The 22,334-nt window shown below is 52.9% G+C and carries 21 protein-coding genes; 12 read left to right on the top strand and 9 right to left on the bottom strand.

Annotated features, from left to right (window positions below):
- The first annotated feature begins 14 nt into the window (after positions 1-14).
- The 7 genes from Dpoa569_RS10685 (at position 15) to rlmC (ending at position 6,805) form a co-directional block, all read left to right on the top strand.
- A complete protein-coding gene (locus tag Dpoa569_RS10685; protein ID WP_042870178.1) occupies positions 15-494 on the top strand; it encodes a YbjN domain-containing protein in 480 nt (159 codons plus the stop codon).
- Between the two features lie 383 nt (positions 495-877).
- Positions 878-1,987: a spermidine/putrescine ABC transporter substrate-binding protein PotF gene (potF, locus tag Dpoa569_RS10680; protein ID WP_042870180.1), complete on the top strand. Its 1,110-nt coding sequence runs from the start codon at positions 878-880 to the stop codon at positions 1,985-1,987.
- A 118-nt stretch (positions 1,988-2,105) separates the two neighbouring features.
- Complete coding sequence (potG, locus tag Dpoa569_RS10675) at positions 2,106-3,233, top strand: putrescine ABC transporter ATP-binding subunit PotG (RefSeq protein WP_042870182.1); 1,128 nt, start codon at positions 2,106-2,108, stop codon at positions 3,231-3,233.
- 14 nt (positions 3,234-3,247) lie between these two features.
- Positions 3,248-4,207 (top strand): putrescine ABC transporter permease PotH, encoded by a 960-nt coding sequence (gene potH, locus Dpoa569_RS10670; RefSeq protein ID WP_042870184.1) that lies wholly within the window; start codon positions 3,248-3,250, stop codon positions 4,205-4,207.
- Entirely contained in the window at positions 4,204-5,049 is an 846-nt protein-coding gene (potI, locus tag Dpoa569_RS10665; RefSeq protein WP_042870186.1) for a putrescine ABC transporter permease PotI, read from the top strand. The genes potH and potI overlap by 4 nt, the downstream gene beginning before the upstream one ends.
- Before the next feature lie 124 nt (positions 5,050-5,173).
- Positions 5,174-5,611: a YbjO family protein gene (locus tag Dpoa569_RS10660; protein WP_128569706.1), complete on the top strand. Its 438-nt coding sequence runs from the start codon at positions 5,174-5,176 to the stop codon at positions 5,609-5,611.
- Positions 5,612-5,674: 63 nt separating this feature from the next.
- Positions 5,675-6,805 (top strand): 23S rRNA (uracil(747)-C(5))-methyltransferase RlmC, encoded by a 1,131-nt coding sequence (gene rlmC / locus Dpoa569_RS10655; protein ID WP_146411719.1) that lies wholly within the window; start codon positions 5,675-5,677, stop codon positions 6,803-6,805.
- A gap of 130 nt (positions 6,806-6,935) precedes the next feature.
- Here the strand turns inward: rlmC and Dpoa569_RS10650 are convergent, their stop codons facing one another.
- The 5 genes from Dpoa569_RS10650 to artP all read right to left on the bottom strand — a co-directional run bounded on the left by Dpoa569_RS10650 (position 6,936) and on the right by artP (position 10,836).
- Positions 6,936-7,685, bottom strand: a complete 750-nt coding sequence (locus Dpoa569_RS10650; protein WP_042870191.1) for an arginine ABC transporter substrate-binding protein — start codon at positions 7,683-7,685, stop codon at positions 6,936-6,938.
- 270 nt (positions 7,686-7,955) lie between these two features.
- Positions 7,956-8,627, bottom strand: a complete 672-nt coding sequence (artM, locus tag Dpoa569_RS10645; protein ID WP_042870193.1) for an arginine ABC transporter permease ArtM — start codon at positions 8,625-8,627, stop codon at positions 7,956-7,958.
- The gene (artQ, locus tag Dpoa569_RS10640) at positions 8,627-9,343 is read right to left on the bottom strand and encodes an arginine ABC transporter permease ArtQ (protein ID WP_042870195.1); all 717 of its coding nucleotides are present in this window, start codon (positions 9,341-9,343) and stop codon (positions 8,627-8,629) included. Before artQ ends, artM begins: the two co-directional genes overlap by 1 nt.
- A gap of 15 nt (positions 9,344-9,358) precedes the next feature.
- Positions 9,359-10,090, bottom strand: coding sequence for an arginine ABC transporter substrate-binding protein (artJ, locus tag Dpoa569_RS10635; protein ID WP_042870198.1), 732 nt, complete (start codon positions 10,088-10,090; stop codon positions 9,359-9,361).
- A 17-nt stretch (positions 10,091-10,107) separates the two neighbouring features.
- On the bottom strand, positions 10,108-10,836 hold the full coding sequence (gene artP / locus Dpoa569_RS10630) for an arginine ABC transporter ATP-binding protein ArtP (protein ID WP_146411716.1): 729 nt from the start codon (positions 10,834-10,836) through the stop codon (positions 10,108-10,110).
- 348 nt (positions 10,837-11,184) lie between these two features.
- Between artP and Dpoa569_RS10625 the strand changes: the two genes are divergently transcribed.
- Together Dpoa569_RS10625 and Dpoa569_RS10620 are read left to right on the top strand one after the other, a co-directional pair.
- A complete protein-coding gene (locus Dpoa569_RS10625; protein ID WP_227983022.1) occupies positions 11,185-11,535 on the top strand; it encodes a heavy metal-binding domain-containing protein in 351 nt (116 codons plus the stop codon).
- On the top strand, positions 11,532-12,437 hold the full coding sequence (locus Dpoa569_RS10620; RefSeq protein WP_050569436.1) for an N-acetylmuramoyl-L-alanine amidase: 906 nt from the start codon (positions 11,532-11,534) through the stop codon (positions 12,435-12,437). The genes Dpoa569_RS10625 and Dpoa569_RS10620 overlap by 4 nt, the downstream gene beginning before the upstream one ends.
- Before the next feature lie 153 nt (positions 12,438-12,590).
- On the opposite strand, the gene Dpoa569_RS10615 is transcribed toward Dpoa569_RS10620, so the two are convergent.
- The 3 genes from Dpoa569_RS10615 to hcp form a co-directional block, all read right to left on the bottom strand.
- Positions 12,591-14,060 (bottom strand): DUF2867 domain-containing protein, encoded by a 1,470-nt coding sequence (locus tag Dpoa569_RS10615; protein WP_128569707.1) that lies wholly within the window; start codon positions 14,058-14,060, stop codon positions 12,591-12,593.
- Positions 14,061-14,294: 234 nt separating this feature from the next.
- A complete protein-coding gene (hcr, locus tag Dpoa569_RS10610) occupies positions 14,295-15,302 on the bottom strand; it encodes an NADH oxidoreductase (RefSeq protein WP_042870203.1) in 1,008 nt (335 codons plus the stop codon).
- Positions 15,303-15,363: 61 nt separating this feature from the next.
- On the bottom strand, positions 15,364-17,016 hold the full coding sequence (hcp, locus tag Dpoa569_RS10605) for a hydroxylamine reductase (RefSeq protein ID WP_042870206.1): 1,653 nt from the start codon (positions 17,014-17,016) through the stop codon (positions 15,364-15,366).
- 250 nt (positions 17,017-17,266) lie between these two features.
- Between hcp and Dpoa569_RS10600 the strand changes: the two genes are divergently transcribed.
- Positions 17,267-18,928 carry an ATP-dependent endonuclease gene (locus Dpoa569_RS10600; protein WP_042870208.1) on the top strand — a complete coding sequence of 554 codons (1,662 nt, stop codon included), beginning with the start codon at positions 17,267-17,269 and terminating at the stop codon, positions 18,926-18,928.
- 96 nt (positions 18,929-19,024) lie between these two features.
- On the opposite strand, the gene cspD is transcribed toward Dpoa569_RS10600, so the two are convergent.
- Positions 19,025-19,246: a cold shock-like protein CspD gene (gene cspD / locus Dpoa569_RS10595; RefSeq protein WP_012770072.1), complete on the bottom strand. Its 222-nt coding sequence runs from the start codon at positions 19,244-19,246 to the stop codon at positions 19,025-19,027.
- 321 nt (positions 19,247-19,567) lie between these two features.
- Between cspD and clpS the strand changes: the two genes are divergently transcribed.
- Positions 19,568-19,888 carry an ATP-dependent Clp protease adapter ClpS gene (gene clpS, locus Dpoa569_RS10590; RefSeq protein ID WP_042870210.1) on the top strand — a complete coding sequence of 107 codons (321 nt, stop codon included), beginning with the start codon at positions 19,568-19,570 and terminating at the stop codon, positions 19,886-19,888.
- A 28-nt stretch (positions 19,889-19,916) separates the two neighbouring features.
- On the top strand, positions 19,917-22,193 hold the full coding sequence (clpA, locus tag Dpoa569_RS10585; RefSeq protein WP_042870212.1) for an ATP-dependent Clp protease ATP-binding subunit ClpA: 2,277 nt from the start codon (positions 19,917-19,919) through the stop codon (positions 22,191-22,193).
- The last annotated feature ends 141 nt before the right edge of the window (positions 22,194-22,334 follow it).

The raw sequence follows: 22,334 nt of genomic DNA, 5'->3' as shown, positions 1-22,334 counted from the left end.
ATGAGGCGATCAATATGGATTCAATCATCGTCCCTGATTTGAATTTGCTTCGGCGGTGGCTGGATCAACTGGGCATTATTTATTTCGAATGTGATTCCTGTCAGGCATTACATTTGCCGCATATGCAGAATTTTGACGGCGTATTCGACGCCAAGATTGACATGGCCGACAGCGTCATCTTGTTTTCTGCACTGGCTGAAGTAAAACCGACCGCGTTGATTCCGCTGGTGGGCAACCTGAGCCAGATCAACGCCAGTTCGCTGACGGCCAAGGCGTTTCTTGATATTCAGGACGACAACCTGCCTAAATTGATCGTGTGCCAGACATTCAGCGCTGGTGCCGGTATGACGCTGGAGCAGTTCCGCCATTTCATGCAACAGGCTGAGCAGCAGCTTTCTATGGTGATTCTGGAAGCCAGCGCCAACAATCTGCTGTTTTTGGGGGACGAAGAAGATAGCCCTGCTGAGCGTTTTAATACCTCAAGCCTGCACTGATTGCGTTATGGATCAATAACCGACCATCAGCTTTTCTTATTTTTTAAAACCGCATTTAATGCGGTTTTTTATTGGTTAAACCAAATGTTTTTCTGAGTTTGTCGTCTGATAACGCAGCACATAGATAAATTGTGAATAAATAATCGATAAAACCCGTTTTTTGTGTTCCGGTCTGGTACGGGCGTAACAGTGCGGTTATGCTTTATTTCTGTATGGTTCAGATAATAACGTTGTGGCGGGCGGTGCGTTAACGATGAAAAAAGCGCGTGCATAGCCATTCATTATGTTGTCATGCTGATTCCAGCGAAACAAAGAGCGGTGTTGCTTGCGGGCACCGTGCATTCACCCCCCTGTATTTACCCCTGGTATGGAGGAAGGAACGGATGTTCACCCAACGTAAAAAATGGCTTTCGGGTGTTTTAGCCGGCTTAATGGTAGCCGCGTCCGTCACCGCATCTGCGGAAGAGAAAACGCTGCATATTTATAACTGGTCTGATTACATCGCGCCGGACACACTGGAGAACTTCCAGAAAGAAAGCGGCATTAAAGTCGTGTATGACGTGTTTGACTCCAACGAGGTGTTGGAAGGCAAACTGATGGCCGGCAGTACAGGGTTTGACCTGGTGGTGCCTTCCGCCAGTTTCCTGGGGCGTCAGATCAGTGCCGGTGTCTTTCAGCCGCTGGATAAAAGCAAACTGCCAAACTACAAAAACCTTGATCCTGAGTTGATGAAACTTATCGAGGAACACGATCCAGGCCATAAATATGCCGTGCCGTATCTGTGGGCGACCACCGGTATTGGCTACAACGTGGATAAAGTGAAAGCCGTGTTGGGCAAAGATGCGCCGGTTAACAGTTGGGATCTGGTGCTGAAACCGGAAAATCTGGAAAAACTCAAGAGCTGCGGTGTCTCCTTCCTTGACGCACCGGCTGAAATTTATGCCACGGTGCTTAACTATCAGGGCAAAAACCCGAACAGCACCAACGAGGCGGATTACACCAAAGATGCGACCGATCTGCTGCTGAAATTGCGTCCGAACATCCGCTACTTCCACTCGTCTCAGTACATCAACGATCTGGCCAACGGCGATATTTGTGTGGCAATCGGTTGGGCTGGCGATGTCCTGCAAGCGGCGAACCGGGCGAAAGAAGCGAAAAACGGCGTGAACATTAGCTACAGCATTCCGAAGGAAGGCGCGCTGGCGTTTTTTGACGTATTTGCGATTCCAAAAGATGCCAAGAATCTGGATTCAGCCTATCAGTTCCTTAACTATTTGCTGAGACCGGAAGTGATTGCCAACATCAGTAACCATGTGTATTACGCCAACCCCAATAAAGAGGCGACAGCACTGGTGAAAGATGAAGTGCGCAACAATCCGAATATTTATCCGCCTGCGGATATTCGGGCCAAATTGTACACTCTCAAAGTGCAATCTCCCAAAATCGACCGCGTGATTACGCGCTCGTGGACCAAGGTAAAAAGCGGTAAATAATCGCCGGCCTTGATTCCACTTTCATGCAACAGGCGGCTCAACCCCGCCTGTTTGTGTTATTTGTGTCGCAGTCATGTGACTGCGATTTTGTTCTGCTTCTGCCGGAGAGCAATATTAAGTGAACGAAGCGATTCCCCGCCCCAAGCCCCAGAAGGCAGCCACGCCGTTGCTGGAAGTGCGCAACCTGACCAAATCCTATGATGGTCAGTTTGCGGTTGATGACGTCAGTCTGACCATCTACAAAGGTGAGATTTTCGCCCTGTTGGGCGCCTCAGGATGTGGCAAATCCACGCTGCTTCGCATGTTGGCTGGCTTTGAACAGCCTACCCAAGGGCAAATTGTGCTGGACGGGCAGGACCTGTCTCTGGTGCCGCCTTACCAACGTCCGATCAATATGATGTTTCAGTCTTACGCGTTGTTCCCGCATATGACGGTGGAGAAGAATATCGCTTTTGGCCTGAAACAGGACAAGCTGTCACGCGGCGAAATCAATGATCGCGTGGAAGAGATGCTGACGCTGGTGCATATGCAGGAATTCGCCGGACGTAAACCGCATCAGCTTTCCGGCGGTCAGCGTCAGCGCGTGGCACTGGCGCGTAGCCTGGCTAAACGTCCCAAACTGTTGTTGCTGGATGAGCCGATGGGCGCGCTGGATAAAAAATTGCGTGACCGTATGCAATTGGAAGTGGTCGATATCCTGGAGAGAGTGGGGGTGACTTGCGTGATGGTCACGCACGATCAGGAAGAAGCCATGACCATGGCAGGCCGTATCGCCATTATGAATCGCGGCAAGTTCGTGCAGATTGGCGAGCCGGAAGAGATATACGAAAACCCGAACAGCCGCTTCAGCGCCGAGTTTATTGGTTCGGTCAACATGTTCGAAGGGTTGCTGAAAGAACGCCAGGATGATGCGCTTATCGTGCAGAGTCCGGGGCTGGTGCATCCGCTGAAGGTCAATTCGGATGTGTCGGTGGTGGACGGCGTGCCGGTATATATCGCGCTGCGTCCGGAAAAAATCATGCTGTGCGAAGACGTGCCGGCAGACGGCTGTAACTTTGCTGTGGGTGAAGTGGTACACATCGCTTATCTGGGCGATCTCTCTATCTACCATGTTCGGTTGAACAGCGGGCAGACTATCAGCGCCCAGTTGCAAAACGCCGACCGATTCCGTAAAGGCTCGCCCACCTGGGGGGATGAAGTCCGCTTGTGCTGGGATGCGGACAGCTGTGTGGTGCTGACGGTGTAACGGGAGAAGACGCTATGGCGATGTTATCTGAACAACATGAACCACCTGGCCAGTCAATGAGTCCACTGCGCGCCACGTTGGCTAGGCTACGTCTGGCGCATGGCCGCAAGCTGGTTATCGCGCTGCCCTATCTGTGGCTGCTATGCCTGTTTATGCTGCCGTTTCTGATCGTCTTCAAGATCAGTTTTGCGGAGATGGCGCGTACTGTGCCGCCTTACACCGATTTGATTGAATGGGCGGAGGATCGGCTGCAAATCAGCCTGAATATCGGTAATTACCTGCAACTGCTGTCCGACCCGCTGTACATCGACGCTTATCTGCAGTCGCTGAAAGTGGCGGCGATTTCTACCTTGTGCTGTCTGGCCGTGGGGTACCCAATGGCGTGGGCAGTAGCGCACAGCAAGCCGTCCACTCGCAACATCTTGTTGCTGCTGGTGATTCTGCCGTCATGGACCTCGTTCCTGATCCGTGTATATGCCTGGATGGGAATTCTTAAAGACAACGGCATTCTGAATAATTTCCTGATCTGGCTTGGGGTTATCGATCAGCCACTGGTGATTTTGCATACCAATCTGGCGGTGTATATCGGTGTGGTCTATTCCTATCTGCCATTTATGGTGTTGCCGATTTACACCGCGCTGACCCGCCTTGATTACTCGCTGGTTGAAGCTTCGCTGGATTTGGGCGCCAGGCCGGTAAAAACCTTCTTTAGCGTGATTGTGCCGCTGACCAAAGGCGGCATTATCGCCGGGTCGATGCTGGTATTCATTCCCACCGTGGGTGAGTACGTGATTCCTGAACTGTTGGGTGGACCGGACAGCATTATGATTGGTCGCATTCTGTGGCAGGAGTTCTTCAATAACCGTGACTGGCCGGTGGCATCGGCGGTGGCGATGGTGATGCTATTCCTGCTAATCGTACCGATCATCTGGTTCCATAAACATCAGAATAAAGTTGCGGAGGATCAGGCATGAACAATTTACCGGTCGTGCGTTCGCCGTGGCGAACACTGATTCTGGTGCTGGGATACAGCTTTCTGTATGCACCGATGTTGATGCTGGTTGTCTATTCCTTCAATAGTTCCCGTCTGGTGACGGTGTGGGCGGGTTGGTCCACCCAGTGGTACGGCGCGTTGTTTGAAGATTCTGCGATGATCAGCGCGGTATTACTTAGCCTGACTATAGCGGCGGCGTCGGCCACCATGGCGGTGGTATTGGGGACGCTGGCGGCGGTAGTGATGGTGCGCTTCGGCAATTTCCGTGGTTCTAACGGGTTTGCTTTTATGCTGACCGCGCCGCTGGTCATGCCGGATGTGATCACCGGGTTGTCGCTGTTGCTGCTGTTTGTGGCGTTGGCGCAGGCTATCGGCTGGCCGGCAGAACGCGGTATGTTGACCATCTGGCTGGCGCACGTCACATTCTGTTCGGCATATGTCACCGTGGTTATCAGTGCCCGCCTGCGCGAGTTGGATCATTCGATTGAAGAAGCGGCGATGGATCTGGGGGCGACGCCGCTGAAGGTGTTTTTTATCATCACTGTGCCGATGATAGCACCAGCGCTGGTGTCCGGCTGGCTGCTGGCCTTTACCCTGTCGCTGGATGATCTGGTGATTGCCAGCTTTGTCTCCGGTCCTGGTGCCACTACGTTGCCGATGCTGGTTTTTTCCAGCGTAAGAATGGGTGTTAACCCGCAAATTAACGCGCTGGCGTCTCTGATATTGTTGGTAGTAGGCATTATCGGTTTGATTGTCTGGTGGTTTATGGCCAGGGCGGAAAAGCAACGTCAGCGTGATTTGCAAAAAGCAAGGCGTGGCTGATAGCGTTTCGGTTTCGCCCTGAACTTGCCAATTTTCGCCACGTCGCCATACTTTCTGGTGGCGTGGCGATTTCAGGGGGAACGCAATCATACTGTACGGTAAACGGGAACTGCCGCGACGTGGCATGTTTGCCCCCGTCGCTATCATGGTGGCAGGTTCAGCGATTATCGCTACCCGGTGTATGGGGATCGTCCTGACTATCAGTGAACTGGGGCTGAATGGTTTTGGTGGTTGGCTTAGCAGTAGCGCCAAACAGTGGGACAGTACGTTGGTACTACTGGCTGCGTTGTTGGTGGTGTGTCTCGAAGTTCGCTGCGGATTTGCGGTACTCAGTGGGTTGAATTGGGGGCGCTGGTGCTTCCTGCTAACCCAGTTCCTGGTGACGCTCTACATGCTGACGGCGTCGCTGATGGAGTTTTTGCCACCGATTTTTCATGTCAGCGGCGACGGTATCGGTGAGATTTTGCACCATTTGCTGATGCAGCGGTTGCCGGATTTTCTGCTGATTTTGCTGTTGTTTCTGCCCCGGCGCAGCCAGCGTTTTTTTACACGCCATCCCTAACTTTCTCGCACGGGGGTGATACAATCAGCCTCCTTGATGTTGACGACAGATTCCAGACTCTCCATGCAATGTGCCCGCTATAACGACGGCTTGTGCCGTTCCTGTCAATGGCTGGAAACCGCCTATTCGCAGCAGGTAACCGATAAGCAGCAGCATCTGCTTGGCTTGCTGGCCGCGCTTCCTGTTCAGCGCTGGCTGATGCCAGTAACCTCGGCGGAAATCGCCTTTCGCAATAAAGCTAAGATGGTCGTTAGTGGTAGTGTCGAACGCCCGCTGCTGGGGATGCTGCATCGTGATGGTGCGGCGGTGGATCTTTGTGATTGTCCGCTGTATCCCGACAGTTTTGTGCCAGTGTTTAGCGTATTGAAAACGTTCATTGCCCACGCCGGGCTGACGCCCTATAACGTTGCCCGACGCCGGGGGGAACTGAAATATTTGCTGTTGACGCAAAGCACCCTGAGTGGTCATTTCATGCTGCGTTTTGTGCTGCGTTCCGAAACCAAGCTGTCGCAACTGCGCGCCGCGCTGCCGTGGTTACAGCAGCAGTTGCCGCAGTTGGCGGTGATATCCGCTAATATTCAGCCAGTCCATCAGGCGATACTGGAAGGGGAGCAGGAGATTCCGCTGACGCAAACGCAGGCGCTGGAAGAACGCTTTAATCAGGTGCCGCTGTACATCAGGCCGCAAAGCTTCTTCCAGACCAACCCGCAGGTAGCCGCTGCCTTGTATGACACCGCCCGGCAATGGGTATCGGCGCTGTCGGTGCGCAGTGTGTGGGATCTGTTTTGCGGCGTGGGCGGATTCGGCCTGCATTGCACTGGGCCTGACATGCCGCTCACCGGTATTGAAATTAGCCCCGAAGCCATTGCTTGTGCACAGCGTTCGGCTGAGCAAATGGGGATGAAACACGTCAACTTTGCTGCGCTTGATTCCACCCACTTTGCCGTTGGCGAAGCACAGACGCCGGATCTGGTGATCGTCAATCCCCCCCGGCGTGGTATTGGTGCCGAATTGTGCGATTATCTAAGCCGGATGGCCCCGCCGTATCTCCTTTACTCCAGTTGCAACGCCGAAAGCATGGCGAGAGACATCACGCGTCTGTCGGCGTACCAGATTCAGCAGGTACAGTTATTCGATATGTTCCCGCATACTGCGCATTACGAGGTGCTGACGCTGCTGCAACGGCGCATTTGACGTGCTTGTTGCGGCCTCGCGCCATACTGTCCTGTAGCGGGATCAGATAGGCCAGTGTGCCTGCGTAACCAGGTGATTCATCTGGAGCACGCTGTCGGCAACAACCGACAGCGTAAAGGCAGGGCACGGTTTATTGCTGTGGAAACCACTTGTCGTTGATGGCTTTGTAGGTGCCGTTAGCATTGATGGCGTTCAGTGCGCCGTTCAATTTTTCCAGCAGCGCCTGATTGTCTGGCCGTACTGCAATACCCAGCCCGATGCCGAAATAGGCAGGGTCGGTCACTTTCTCGCCGACGGTTGCCAGGTCCGGGTTGGTTTTCAGCCATTCGTTCACCACGGCGGTATCGCCGAATACGCCGTCAAGGCGACCGTTTTTCAGGTCGATTAACGCATTCTGGTAACTGTCGTACGGGACGGTTGTGACCTCTGGGTGTTTTTCCTGCAAGAATTTCTGGTGAGTTGTGCCATTTTCCATGCCGATGCGTTTACCTTTCAGCTCGGTAAGTGTGTGATATTTGCCTTTCTGAGCAATGATGATCGCTGAGTTGGCGTAGTACGGTTGGGTAAACGCCACTTGCTTGCTGCGTTCTGGGGTGATGTCCATTCCGGAAATAATGGCGTCGTAACGGCGGAATTTCAGCGCCGGAATCAGGCTGTCAAATGCCTGATTGGTGAAGCTACAGGTTGCCTGTAATTGTTTGCACAGCGCATTGGCGAGATCGATATCAAACCCGACGATCTGGTTGCTGGCATCCAGAGATTCGAATGGCGGATAAGTGGCCGATGCGGCGAAGCGGATAGTGTCTGCCGCCATAGCGTTAAAGGTCATGGTGCTAAGGGGGGTGGTGGACAGCAGTGCGGCAAGAATCAATTTTTTCATCAAGTACTCCAGCTTAACTTATGTTTATCAACGTGATTGTCGTTGAAAAGGATAACGATAGCATGTCATTAAATGTTTTTTATGCAAATTAAGTGATTATAAATTCAATTTAAATGGTATTTGGATAGTTTTTTTTGAGAGAGGTTTTTTAATTGATTAAAAATAAAACAGATTTAAATTGATGGTTCATCTGGGAGATGAGTTTTTATGCATAAAAACGCCGGCATAAAAGCCGGCGTAATCAGCATTTAGGTCATGCTTGCTGATGATTCAGGTGTTGCGCTGTTCGAAACGTAGTGCGCGTCGTTCGATGATGCGCATCAGTAGCGTCAACAGGCCATTGACGCACAGGTAGACAATCCCTGCCGCGCCAAATACCAGCACGTCATAGGTACGACCGTACAGCAACTGACCGTAGCCCATCACTTCCATCAGCGTAATAGTGTAGGCCAGCGAAGTACCCTTAAACACCAACACCACCTCGTTGGAGTACGACGAAAGTGCACGTTTAAACGCAAACGGCAGCAGAATACGCAATGTCTGGCGCTGATTCATCCCCAACGCCGCGCAGGACTGCCATTGTCCTGCCGGAATAGCTCGCACCGCACCGTAGAACAGCTGTGTGGTATAGGCTGCGCTGTTCAGCGCCAGCGCGCTGACTGCGCACAACCACGGCTGCGATAGCAGATTCCACAACCACTCAACGTGTCGAATCGAGTCGAATTGGCCAGGACCGTAATAAATCAGGAAAATCTGCACCAGCAGCGGGGTGCCGGTAAACAAGGTGATATAGCCTTTGGCCAGAGCCGACAGCACCGGGGTTTTTAGCGTCAAAATCACCGTCAACAGCAACGACAGCAATAACGCCAGCAACAGCGCGGCCAATGTCAGCACCAGACTGGTGTGCAGCCCTTTCAGCAGTTCGGGAATATAGTCCAGCATCAGGACGGTCTCCGTTCAAAGCGTGTGGCGCGCGTTTCAATCTTTTTCAGGATCGCCTGACTTAACAGGGTAATCGCCAGATAGATAGCAGCAGCAATCATGTACCAGGTGAAGGGTTCCTGAGTACGGGTGGCGATGCTTTTGGTTTGCAACATCAGGTCATTGACGCTAATCAGCGAGACCAACGCAGTGTCTTTTAGCAACACCAGCCACTGGTTACCTAGCCCCGGCAGGGCATGACGCCACATTTGCGGCATAATCAGACGGCGAAAGATCGCGCTTTTGCTCATTCCCAGCGCCTGACCTGACTCCCACTGACCACGCGGTACCGCTTTCAGTGCGCCACGTAGCGTCTGCGATGCATAGGCGGCATACAGCAGCGACAATGCAATAACGCCACACAGAAACGGGCTGACTTCAAAATTATCGATAGCCAGTTTGACAGGCATCTGCACCAGACCGAGATTGAGTGTGAAACCGTCGGACAGCACCAGCAACAACTGGGACGAGCCAAAATAGATAAATAGCACCACCAGAATTTCCGGCAAGCCGCGCAGCAGGGTAACTATCGCGGTGCCACAAGCGCTGAGCGCTTTCCAGCGCGCGTTTTCCCACAGGGCAAACAACATTGCCAGCAGCAGGCCTAGTAGCAGAGCACAAACGGCAAGGCCGACGGTCATCCCGGCGGCGCTTGCAAGAGGTTGAAATTCAGTCATTGATTTTCTATCGGATTACTGCTGGAACCATTTCTTGTAGATGGTCTGGTAGGTGCCATCCTGCTTGATGTTGTTCAGCGCATCGTTGAATTTTTTCACCAGCTCATCATTGTTCTGGCGAACCGCAATACCCAAGCCGATGCCGAAATAGTCTTTATCGGTAACTTTATCGCCAACAGAAGCCAGATTTGCGTTCTCTTTCAGCCACTCGTTCACGACGGCAGTGTCGCCGAAGACGGCGTCCAGACGACCATTCTTCAGGTCCAGCACCGCGTTCTGGTAACTGTCATACGGCACGACGGTGATGTCTTTGTGCTTATCCAGCAGGAATTTTTGATGTGTAGTGCCATTCTGTACCCCGACACGCTTGCCTTTCAGCGCCGCGATATCCGCCAGTTTGCCTTTCTGAGCAATGAACAGCGCCGAGTTTTCATAGTACGGCTGGGTAAAAGAGACTTGCTGCTGGCGTTCCGGGGTGATGTCCATACCGGCGATTACCGCATCATAGCGACGGAACTTCAGGCCGGGGATCAGACTATCAAATGCCTGATTGCTGAAGGTACAGGTGGCCTGAATGTGTTTGCACAACGCATTAGCGAGATCAATGTCGAAGCCGACGATCTGGTTACTGGCATCTACCGATTCAAACGGAGGGTAGGACGCCTCGGTGGCAAAGCGAATGGTTTCGGCTGCGCCAGCAGAAAAGCTTAACCCGCCGAGCAGAGCGGCAACAAACAATTTTTTCATGTTATTATCCTTATCTATCAGTGAGATAAATAGCCAGCAAATGCTGGTGTCTGTGGTTGGGAAAAGAGTGAGGCGTCGCCTTGTTCCACAATGCGGCCATTTTCCATGTACACCACGCGGCTGGCGGTTTTGCGTGCGAAATCCACTTCATGGGTGACGATGACCTGAGTGATACCGGTTTCGCTCAATTCCTTAATAATGCTAACCACCTGAGCGGTGATTTCCGGGTCGAGGGCGGCGGTCGGTTCGTCGAATAATAAGACCTGCGGTTCCATCATTAGCGCACGGGCGATGGCAACTCGTTGCTGCTGACCGCCGGAGAGGTGCAACGGGTAGCGGTCGGCAAAGTCGCTAAGCCGCAAACGACTCAGCAATTTTTCTGCGCGAGCATGTGCATCCTGATGGTTAAGTCCCAATACGCGGCAGGGTGCTTCGACCAGATTCTGCTGCACGGTGAGATGTGGCCATAAATTATACTGCTGGAACACCATGCCGACATTGCGGCGCAGGTCACGAATGGCGCTTTCGGCGGGCATCTGGCTAAAATCGAAAGTATTGCCGCCGATGCTCAACGTACCGGAGCGGGGCGTTTCCAGCAGGTTCAGTACCCGCAATAACGAACTTTTGCCAGCGCCGCTGGGGCCGAGCAACACCAGCGTTTCGCCAGCGGGACAATCGAGGGTGACATCGAACAGCGCCTGCTGTGCGCCATAGAAACAGTTAATGCTGTTTAGTTGAATACTCATGCGCAAGAATTGAATAGACATTGATGCCGCAAATGGTAGCCTCGGCAGAATAGTTATGCAATCACCATGGGTTAAAATTTGCAAATACACGAGTTACTGTTGATTTTTCAGCACAAAATCTCGCTTTGCCGCGATGACGGCTAGATTTGTCAAGGTGATAGCCGCACAGTGGCAAACAATCTTCAGCTATAACTTTCCCCGGTTATAGCCAGGTGCGTTGCAAAAATATGCGATTGGTGATGATTGTGTTGCAGAAAAGTCTGTTAATGGTGGTAATTGCTATCAAAGCGTAAGCAAATCGCAGGGAAGTGCGGTAGGTTTGAACCGCTCATCTGAATGCGAGGAGACATGATGCAATTACCCACTATATCGCAATTATCCACTACATCGATGTTGGAAGGTCACGTCATTGAAACTTACTGCGGCGTGATAACAGGTAAAGCGATTCCTGATGTCAATATCTTCCGGGATTTTTTTGCTGGTATCAGCAATATTGTCGGTGGTCGTTTCGGAGCCTATGAAAAGGAGCTACGCTATGCCCGACAGATAGCTTTTCGGGAAATGCAACAGCAGGATAAGGAACTGGTGGGGATGGATACGATTGTCGGCATTGATATTGACTATGAAACAGTTGGCAAAGACCGCAGCATGTTGATGGTGTCAGTCGGCGTTGCCCCAGTTATGGTTCGCTTATCATGAATCGCTTTATTATCGGATTGTCATGGCGGAGCGTGACGCTAATCTTATTGATGCTGCTGGCGGGCTGTCATACTCGTGAGCGCTATATTGATGAGGGAGATTACCAACTGGATGTGTCGTCTACGGCTATTAGCCGGAGTGATCGGGTTCGCTTCCTGGTGTTTCACTATACAGCGGAAGACTTTGGCGCTTCACTGAAAATACTTACTACTGGACAGGTGAGTGCACATTATCTGGTGCCGGCTCATCCACCGCAGGTCAGTCGCAAACCCGTAGCGTGGCGGTTGGTGCCCGAATCGCAATCCGCCTGGCATGCAGGCACCAGTTACTGGCGCGGTTATACCCAGTTGAACGGCACATCCATTGGTATTGAACAGGAAAATCTTGGCTTACAACAAACCGCGTCCGGCACCGGTGGGTGGCAACCCTATACACCACAACAGATTTCGTTGGTAACCCACCTTGCTCGTGACATCATCGCCCGTCATCATATTGCACCACAGTATGTGGTGGGGCATAGCGATATCGCTCCCCAGCGCAAACTCGACCCAGGACCGTTGTTTCCCTGGCAGCAACTGGCGCAGGAGGGGATTGGTGCCTGGCCGGATGCACAGCGGGTTCGCTTCTACCTGGCAAACAGACAGGAATATGATCCGGTAGACAAAAACGCGTTGCTGGAAAAACTGGCGTGTTATGGCTATGAGGTCACTCCGGGTATGAGCGACATCCAGCAGCAACGTGTAGTGGCGGCATTTCAGATGCACTTCCGGCAACAGCGCTATAATGGCGAAGCGGATGCGGAAACCGAAGCCATTGTCGATGCGTTGTTGGAAAAATATGGCGCGATGGCATCATGCAAGGAAACGCCGGTAATGGATAACAATCATTCCACCTTTGGTTAAGACAGACACCACGTTGTAGCATCAATCAACACGACGTAGAACCGGTTCCGGCAAGTGGTACTGTGGATAAACCGGGGCGTACACGGGGGCCTGAGGCATCCGGTACGGCCCGTGGCCCACATGGCAAGCGAATGAGCCTGTTGGGATGGTTTCTTAGTCGCCATGAGTAAGGCTATCAATATCCAGTCGTTCCGCTTCCTGTGCTAATACAGCGATGCGGCGTGCCATGCCTCGAAACACGAACAGATGCGCAGGCATCATCAGGAACCAGTAACCCAGCCCGTTACAGCCAGCAGGATGCCACCAGGCTCGGACATCCAGTACCCGATAGGTGCCGCGATCAGCAATAGAAAAAGCTAGCCGCCCTAACCCCGGAGCTTTCATACCAAATAACAATACCAACTGCTGACATGGCTTGACCCGGATGACCTTCCAGCCGTTGACGAGGTCGCCCTCAAGCAACTCGGTTCGCTCTGGCCGACGGTAAATAACCTGATTGCCGCACCAGTCATCTATTTTGGCCCGGATTGTCCACAAAGGGTTGGCGTAAAAATAGCCGTCCTGCCCACCGATTTGCTGAACGACTTGCCACAATGCCTGACTGCTGGCTCTGGTTTTATGGCTGTAACCCGCTTGTTTAGGATAGAAAGCATAGTCAGCGCGCCAGCGCGCCTGTACATCAGGGTCATATCCCCAGTCGGGGTGCTGTGCTGCCGCTTTTTCGTCATCCAGTGTGGCTTGCACCGCCTCATCAAACCCCAGCAGCCGCTGCGGGATCAGGCGGCGTAGTTCGCTGTCGTCCATTGGCAGATCGTGACGTAGCCCTTGCACCAGCGCTTTGGCGGTGGAACTGGACACTGAGGTTACCAGATTGAGAAACCAGGCTGAGACTAATCCGGTCGGCACCGGGATTGGGAGCAGCAAGCGACGTTTGCCGGTAATGCGGATAAAACGCTCGAACAAGGTCTGGTAACTGAGGTATTCCGGCCCGGCTGCGTCAAAAATACGATGCTGCACAGCTGGATAGTGCCTCAGTTCCGTCAGGTAGGTGAGCAGATTTTCCAGCGCGATAGGCGCGGATTTTGAACGTACCCAGCGTGGCGGCGTCAGCACCGGCAAATTGTTCACCATATCACGCATAATTTCGAACGCGGCAGAACCTGGGCCGACGATAATCCCTGCACGCAGCTCGGTGACGGGAATGCCGCTGCTGCGCAGAATATCACCGGTCAGCTTGCGTGCCTGCATATGGGTGGATGGGCGGCGTTCGGTCTGTGCTGAACCCAGATAGATAATTTGTTGGACCCGGCTGGTGCGCAGCACCTGACGCAGGTTTTGCGCCGACTGGTATTCACGCTCCAGGAAATCAGCGCCGTCGCCCATGCTGTGCGCCAGATAATAGAGGGTTTCTGTCTGCCATAATCCTTCTGGCAGCGTGTGTGGTTTCATCAGGTCTACATGTTCACAGCGTACGCCAGGAAGATTCAGCGCTGCCAGCGAGTCGATACGACGCGAAGCGGCAATCATTGTTTGACCTTGCTGGCTCAGTCTTGCAATGAGGTGGCGGCCAATATAACCACTGGCGCCAATAATCAGAATCGGGGCGGGTTTGACGGTCATCATGTATTTTGCTCCTGCCACAACAGCGCAATTGAAACTGCAGCGGTGTCCCTGTCGATATTCACACCCGCAATACATATCAATACAACATAGGCTGTGCCCCGCGATAAGCGTGACATAACCTAAATATAGCCGGAAGCGGAAGGGGGAAAAACCCCACCTTAACAGTTTGTTAATGAAAATGCGGCGGGGCTTGTGAGAATGGCGTATGCCTTATGGCAAAACGGTGTGGGAAAATCAGGCGAGTTCGACATCGCCTTGTAACTGACAACTGCACGCTAGCACATAGCCGTTTTCAATTTCTTCAGGTGTCAATGTCATTGTGCTGGTGGTGGTATAGTTGCCGCTAAGAATCCGGGTTTTGCAGCTACCACATACGCCGGCGCGACAGGCGGCATTCACCGGCAACTGATGGCTTTCCAGCGCTGCCAGCAGACTGATGCCGACCGGAACGTTCACCTGTTGCAATGAATGGCGGATAGCTATGATGAGTTGTTCGCCATCGCCATCCACCTCAGCATCAGGAGCACCGAATTGCTCTTTGAAAATCCGATCACCCGGAACGCCGGCCTGTAAACAGAAGGTTTCCACCTGTTTCATATAGGGCTGTGGACCACAGGTCATTACCGTGCGGCTGAGGATATCCGGCACCTGTTGCGATAGCACGGATTCAGTAAGTCGTCCGCTGAGAAAACCGGCTTCAGCCTGCTGTTCCGCCATCAGGGTTAAGTGCAGTTGCTGTGGATAACGCTGGCGCAGTGCTTGCCATTCCGCAGCAAAAATCACGTGTTGTGGGGAGCGAACATTGAAGATGACCTGAATATCGGTGTGCGGGCGGTTGGCCAGCAGCCAGCGCGTCATCGACATAATCGGCGTCACACCGCAGCCTGCGGCCAGCATCAGGTAGCGATCACTAACGGCGCGGGTGCAGGTAAATTCGCCTTGTGCATCAGAAACCCACAGATAGTCGCCGGGTTTTACCTGCCCAGTCAGCCAGCGCGAGCCTGTGCCGCTTTCCAACCGTCGTACGGTGAAGGTGATGAACGGGCTGAGTCCCGGTGAGGAAGAGAGGGTATAGGCACGCAGCGTTTCACTACTGTTGGCGATGCTGACCAGTGCATATTGGCCGGGCTGCCAGGGGTAAAAGTCATGACTGATCAGCGAAAGCGTCCATACATCCGGCGTTTCCTGATGGAGGGAGTGCATCTGCATACGGTTTGGGCACTGTGGGGTAGGCATGGTCATGAGTCGTCTCCATAACAGCCTTCCGCGACAGCAGCGCGGAAGGCTAAGGTCAACAAAAAAGTCAGGCAGCGAGAATGTCTTTCAGGTCCTGCTCTACGGTGGTGATGGCACGCATACCGAACTTCTCGTTCAGTATCGCCAGCAGCGACGGTGTCAGGAATCCAGGTGCGGTAGGGCCGGTGTAGATATTTTTCACACCCAGCGACAGCAGCGTCAGCAGGATGACAATCGCTTTCTGCTCGAACCATGACAGCACCAGACTCAGCGGTAGATCGTTGACGCCGCAACCCAGTTTTTCCGCCAGGTTGACCGCCAGCATGATAGCGGAGTAAGCGTCGTTACACTGACCGACATCCAGCAAGCGCGGCAAGCCTTCCAGCGTACCGAAGTCCAGCTTATTGAAGCGATATTTACCGCACGCCAGCGTCATGATCAGGCAATCTTGCGGTACGCTGCAGGCGAAATCAGTGTAGTAACTGCGTTCGGTACGACTACCGTCACAACCGCCAACCAAAAAGACATGGCGAAGTTTTTGGCTGGCGACCAGGTCAATCACGGTATCAGCGGCATTCAGCAGTGTCTGACGGCCAAAACCGACGGTAATCAGATGTTCAATCTCACTGTACGGAAAGCCTGGCAGTTGCTGTGCCTGTGCGATGACAGCGCTGAAATCATCCCCTTCGAGGTGTTGAGCACCTGGCCAGCCGACGATGCTGCGGGTCCAGATTCGGTCGGTATACTGGCCTACATTCGGGTCGATGATACAGTTGGAGGTCATCAGAATCGGGCCGGGGAATTTAGCAAATTCGGTTTGCTGGTTCTGCCAGCCGCTGCCGTAGTTCCCGACCAGATGAGAGAATTTCTTCAACTCTGGGTAGCCGTGCGCTGGCAACATTTCGCCGTGAGTATAGATATTGATACCGGTGCCTTCGGTCTGCTCCAGTAGCATACGCAGGTCTTTCAGATCATGACCGGAAATCAGGATTGCCTTGCCAGCGACCGGGCGTACGTTAACCTGGGTCGGCTGTGGATGACCGTAGGCAGAGGTTTCCCCCTGATCCAGTATCGCCATCACGTTGAAATTCATCTTGCCGATAGCCATTGCGTTGCTAAGCAGCGTGTCGATATCGGTAGGTGCGGTGCCGAGCCAGGCCATCAGCGCATGGTAGTCGGCGTACAAGACGTCATCGTGCTGTCCCAGTACATGCGCGTGCTCCATATAGGCAGCGGCGCCTTTCAGACCGTACAGGCACAGCATACGCAGCCCGTGGATATCGTCGCCAATAGCGGCTTTATCCTTGTTCAGCGCAAACTCGGTAGCCTGTTGCAGTAGCGTCGGGATGTCGTCGCCCGCCAGTTGCAGTTCCGCCATCGGATGATCGACCGAGACGCCTGCGTCCAGCAACCTGCAACGGGTTGCCAACCCCTGCCGCAAACGAATCGCCTCACGGGCGTAACCGATGATACGTGGCGAATCAAAGTTTACGTTGGTCAGGGTAGAGAAGAAGGCACGGGGTGAAAAACTGTCGATCTCGTGATCGACAATGCCCAGCGCGCGGGCCTGCAACGCCCAGGCAGACAACCCCTGAAGTACGGCGACCAGCAGATCCTGCAGGTCAGACGTTTCGGCAGTTTTGCCGCACATGCCTTGCGCGTAGGCGCAACCATTGCTGGCTGGGGTTCGGATGGTCTGTTCACATTGCACACAATACATGATGGCTTCCTTTTAAAGTTGCATTTTTAATGCCTGTTTAAGAGCATAAAACGGTTGCGGATACCTAAAAAGGGTTTTTATATGCAACTTAAGCCTAATTTGATTTGGCGCAATTTTTACCTGTGGATGACAATCACTCGCATCTGTTGGCCATTTTATGCGCCGCGAGACAGAACCGAGGCATAAGGGTTGACCGTATTGCACTTTTGTCGTCATGCTCATCAGAAAATCGCAGAGCAGGGGGGCACGGATGTATCTGGAAAGAGTCGAGATTGTTGGATTCCGTGGCATTAATCGACTGTCGTTGACGCTGGATGACAATAACGTGCTGATCGGCGAAAACGCCTGGGGTAAGTCGAGTTTGCTGGATGCGCTCTCGCTGTTATTGACGCCGTCGCCACCGCTTTACCATTTTGATTTGCAGGATTTTCATTTTACGCCGGGTGATGAAACCAGCCGCGAACGCCACCTTCAGGTCATCTTTACGTTTTGTGAGTCTGAACCTGGCCACCATCTGGCTCCCCGCTATCGTTCGTTATCACCGGTCTGGATTAAAGGCGAAGGGCGATTGCATCGTATTTTTTATCGGCTGGAGGGAGAAATGGATGAAAGCCAGGCGATTTTTACCTGGCGCAGTTTTCTGGATGCCAGTGGTCAGGCTCTGCCGTTAGACAACATCGATTGGCTGGCCAGCGAGGTGGTTCGCTTGCATCCGGTGCTGCGGCTGCGCGACGCTCGCTTTATCCGCCGTTTCCGCACCGGCACGCTGATGCCGCACATTGCCGATAATGACCGGTTATCACGCCAGTTTGAGACGCTGGTGCGCGAGCTGGCGCAGAATCCCAACCGGCTGACTAATCAGGAGTTGCGGCAAGGTTTGGTGGCAATGCGCCAATTGGTCGAGCACTATTTTTCCGAACAAAGTGCAGATCCAAACGACAGAAGGCATCATCGCCATGCGCGTGCCGGCAATGGCCGGGCGTGGCGCTCGCTGGATAACATCAATCGTATGATCTCCGGCTCCAACAACCGCAGTCACCGCATTATTCTGCTGGAGCTGTTTTCCACCTTGTTGCAGGCTAAAGGCTCGGCGGTGCTCGACCCGCACTCACGTCCACTGCTGTTGATTGAAGACCCGGAAACCCGGCTGCATCCGATCATGCTGTCGGTGGCATGGGGACTGCTGACGCAACTGCCGTTGCAGAAAATTACCACCACCAATTCCGGTGAGTTGCTGTCGCTGGTGCCGGTAGAACAGCTTTGCCGTCTGGTGCGCGAGTCGGCAAAAGTTGCTACTTATCGTATTGGCCGTCAAGGCATGACGCAGGAAGACAGCCGCCGTATTACTTTTCACATTCGTTTTAATCGCCCTGCGTCGCTGTTTGCGCGCTGTTGGTTGCTGGTGGAAGGTGAAACCGAAGTTTGGATGCTCAGTGAACTGGCTCGCCAGTGCGGACACCATTTTGAAGCGGAAGGAGTGAGAGTTATCGAATTTGCACAGGCGGGGTTAAAACCGCTGCTGAAATTCGCCTATCGCATGGGCATCGAATGGCATGTGCTGGTAGATGGCGATGACGCCGGGAAAAAGTATGCAGCCACGGTTCGCAGCCTGCTGCAATCGCAGGGTGAGTCTGAGCGTGACCATCTGACGATGCTGCCGGCGCTGGATATGGAGCATTTCATGTACCGTAATGGCTTTAGTCAGGTTTATCACCGGGTTGCACAATTGCCTGAGCCGGTGCCGCTGTCGGCAGCGAAGGTCATCACCAAGGCTATCCACCGAACGTCTAAGCCGGATCTGGCGATTGAGGTGGCGTTGGAGGCGGCCTCGTTGGGCGAATCGGTTATTCCGGTACTCATTCGCAGTATGTTTTCGAGGGTATTATGGCTGGCGCGTGGACGTGCTGATTAAGAATACCGGTCGCACGGTGGCGACCGGTATTAGACTTGTATTTGACCTGGTTCACAGAAATTAAAGGAGATAGACCGGAAAGCGCAAGGTGAACATTCAGGCGACCGTTTCGCCGGCGACCGGCACGATCAGACTGGCGTGATTTCCCTTTGGCCCCTGGTGCACAGTAAATTGCACCACCTGGCCTGCTTTAAGCGTCCTGTAGCCGTCCATCTGAATGGTTGAATAGTGGGCAAAAATATCTTCACCACCGCTCTCGGGACAAATAAAGCCAAAGCCTTTGGCGTTATTGAACCATTTAACAGTACCTGTCTCCATGCATCTTCATCCTTCGCTAGAGTGTCCTCTAAGGTGAGGTTATTGGGTTAAGGCGAAACCAAATTGATTAAAACGACATCAATTCAATTCTACACTCTAGTGAAATCACCCTTGTCGTCAAGCGCTCGGATTAGACACTTTGTCGCAGGTTTGTGAAAATTTGATACAGATAACGCTATCGGCACGTTTTATTGCCGTTAATATCAGGAAGGGCGTTTTCGGGACCTGCACGATTTTGACCGGGCGGTGATACAATGAAAATCAGGTACGCGGCTGTAACCACAGCCAGCGGATAAGTATCAGAACTGATTTGGGTAAAAGATGGGAACTCATAGTACCGGACCGCAGACCGACGACCTGACCAAAGAGCATATTACTGAAGCTTTGCAGCCGCCATCGATGTATAAAGTAATACTTAACAATGACGATTACACGCCGATGGAATTTGTTATTGACGTTCTGCAAAAGTTCTTTTCTTATGATATTGAACGTGCAACGCAACTGATGCTTACGGTTCACTATCAGGGCAAAGCCATCTGTGGCGTTTATAGCGCCGAAGTGGCCGAAACCAAGGTAGCTCAGGTGAACCGCTATGCCAGAGAGAATGAGCATCCATTGCTCTGTACGCTGGAAAAAGCCTGAATAAGGCAATTTATTGGGGGAGGTGCCTATGCTCAATCAAGAACTGGAACTCAGTCTCAACATGGCTTTCGCCAGAGCGCGTGAGCACCGGCATGAATTTATGACCGTGGAGCATTTGTTGCTGGCGCTGCTCAGCAACCCCGCCGCACGAGAGGCATTGGAAGCCTGTACGGTCGATTTGGCGGTTCTGCGTCAGGAACTGGAAACCTTTATCGAGCAGACTACGCCCACACTGCCGCAAAATGATGAAGAACGGGATACTCAGCCGACGCTGAGCTTCCAGCGTGTGCTGCAGCGTGCCGTGTTCCATGTGCAATCGTCGGGGCGCAGCGAAGTATCCGGCGCCAACGTCCTGGTGGCTATTTTTAGCGAACAAGAATCCCAGGCCGCCTACCTGCTGCGTAAACACGACGTCAGCCGGTTGGATGTGGTGAACTTCATTTCGCATGGTACGCGCAAAGAAGAGTCCGGTCCGGCATCAAACCCGGAAAACCCGGTTAATGAAGAACAAGCTGGCGGGGAGGAGCGTATGGAAAACTTCACCACAAATCTCAACCAGCTTGCTCGCGTGGGAGGCATCGACCCGCTGATTGGCCGTGACAGCGAACTGGAGCGCACTATTCAGGTACTGTGCCGCCGCCGTAAAAACAATCCCTTGCTGGTAGGCGAATCCGGCGTGGGGAAAACCGCTATTGCCGAGGGGCTGGCCTGGCGCATTGTACAAGGCGACGTGCCGGAAGTGATGGCGGGCTGCACTATCTATTCGCTGGATATTGGTTCATTGCTGGCAGGCACCAAATACCGTGGCGATTTCGAAAAACGCTTTAAAGCGCTGCTTAAACAACTGGAGCAAGATCAGAGCAGTATCCTGTTTATTGACGAGATCCACACGATTATTGGTGCTGGCGCGGCTTCTGGCGGTCAGGTGGATGCAGCCAACCTGATCAAACCGCTGCTGTCCAGCGGCAAAATTCGTGTCGTGGGGTCCACCACTTATCAGGAATTCAGCAATATCTTCGAAAAAGATCGTGCACTGGCGCGTCGCTTCCAGAAAATCGACATCACTGAACCGAGCGTGGAAGAGACAGTGCAGATCATTAACGGTCTGAAGACGAAATACGAAGCGCACCATGATGTGCGGTATACCGCTAAAGCGATTCGTGCCGCAGTAGAACTGGCGGTGAAATATATCAACGATCGTCATTTGCCGGATAAGGCCATCGATGTTATCGATGAAGCGGGTGCGCGTTGTCGCCTGTTGCCGATCAGCAAACGCAAGAAAACCGTCAATGTGGCGGATATTGAATCGGTGGTTGCCCGTATTGCCCGTATTCCGGAGAAAACGGTTTCCGCCAGTGATCGTGATGTGCTGCGTAACCTGGGGGATCGTCTGAAAATGCTGGTGTTCGGGCAGGATAAAGCTATCGAAGCGCTGACCGAAGCCATCAAGATGAGTCGTGCAGGGCTGGGTCATGAGCGTAAACCGGTCGGGTCATTCCTGTTTGCCGGGCCTACCGGCGTAGGTAAAACAGAAGTCACGGTGCAACTGGCGAAAGCGCTGGATATTGAGTTGTTGCGTTTCGATATGTCTGAATATATGGAACGCCATACGGTCAGCCGCCTTATCGGTGCGCCTCCAGGCTATGTGGGTTACGATCAGGGGGGCTTATTGACCGATGCAGTGATTAAACACCCGCATTCGGTGCTGTTGCTTGATGAAATCGAGAAGGCGCATCCAGATGTGTTCAACCTGCTGTTGCAGGTGATGGACAACGGTACCTTAACCGATAACAACGGTCGCAAAGCGGACTTCCGCAATGTGATTGTGGTGATGACCACCAACGCCGGGGTGCGGGAAACCCAGCGGAAGTCGATTGGTCTCATCCAGCAGGACAACAGCAGCGATGCGATGGAAGAGATCAAAAAGGTCTTTACGCCGGAATTCCGTAACCGTCTGGATGGCATCATCTGGTTCAACCATTTGTCGGCAGAAGTGATTCAGCAGGTCGTGGACAAGTTTATTGTCGAACTGCAAGCGCAACTGGATGCTAAAGGCGTATCGCTGGAAGTCAGCGAGGAAGCGCGTAACTGGCTGGCGGAAAAAGGTTACGACAAGGCGATGGGCGCTCGCCCTATGGCGCGCGTGATTCAGGAAAACCTCAAGAAACCGTTGGCGAATGAACTGTTGTTTGGTTCGCTGGTAGACGGCGGCTCAGTGAAAGTGGAACTGGATAAGCCAGCTCAGCAACTGACTTACCGTTTCCTGAGCGCACAGAAAACCAAAGCCGAAGGTGCAGTTCACTGAGTGACATCGTCGTCATTGATATTACTGTCAGATTAAAGCGAAGGGCATCGTCAGATGCCCTTTTTTATGCCTTCATGCCGCGTAATGAAGCAGTGACGTTTTTTTGAATTAAGGGCATGTAAAGCCATTCACTCACAGCCT

Origin of the sequence: Dickeya poaceiphila, from assembly GCF_007858975.2 — a bacterium.
Taxonomy (GTDB): Bacteria; Pseudomonadota; Gammaproteobacteria; order Enterobacterales; family Enterobacteriaceae; genus Dickeya; species Dickeya poaceiphila.
Note: the sequence above shows the minus strand (reverse complement) of the source record. Positions and strands in the feature narration are given on the sequence as shown.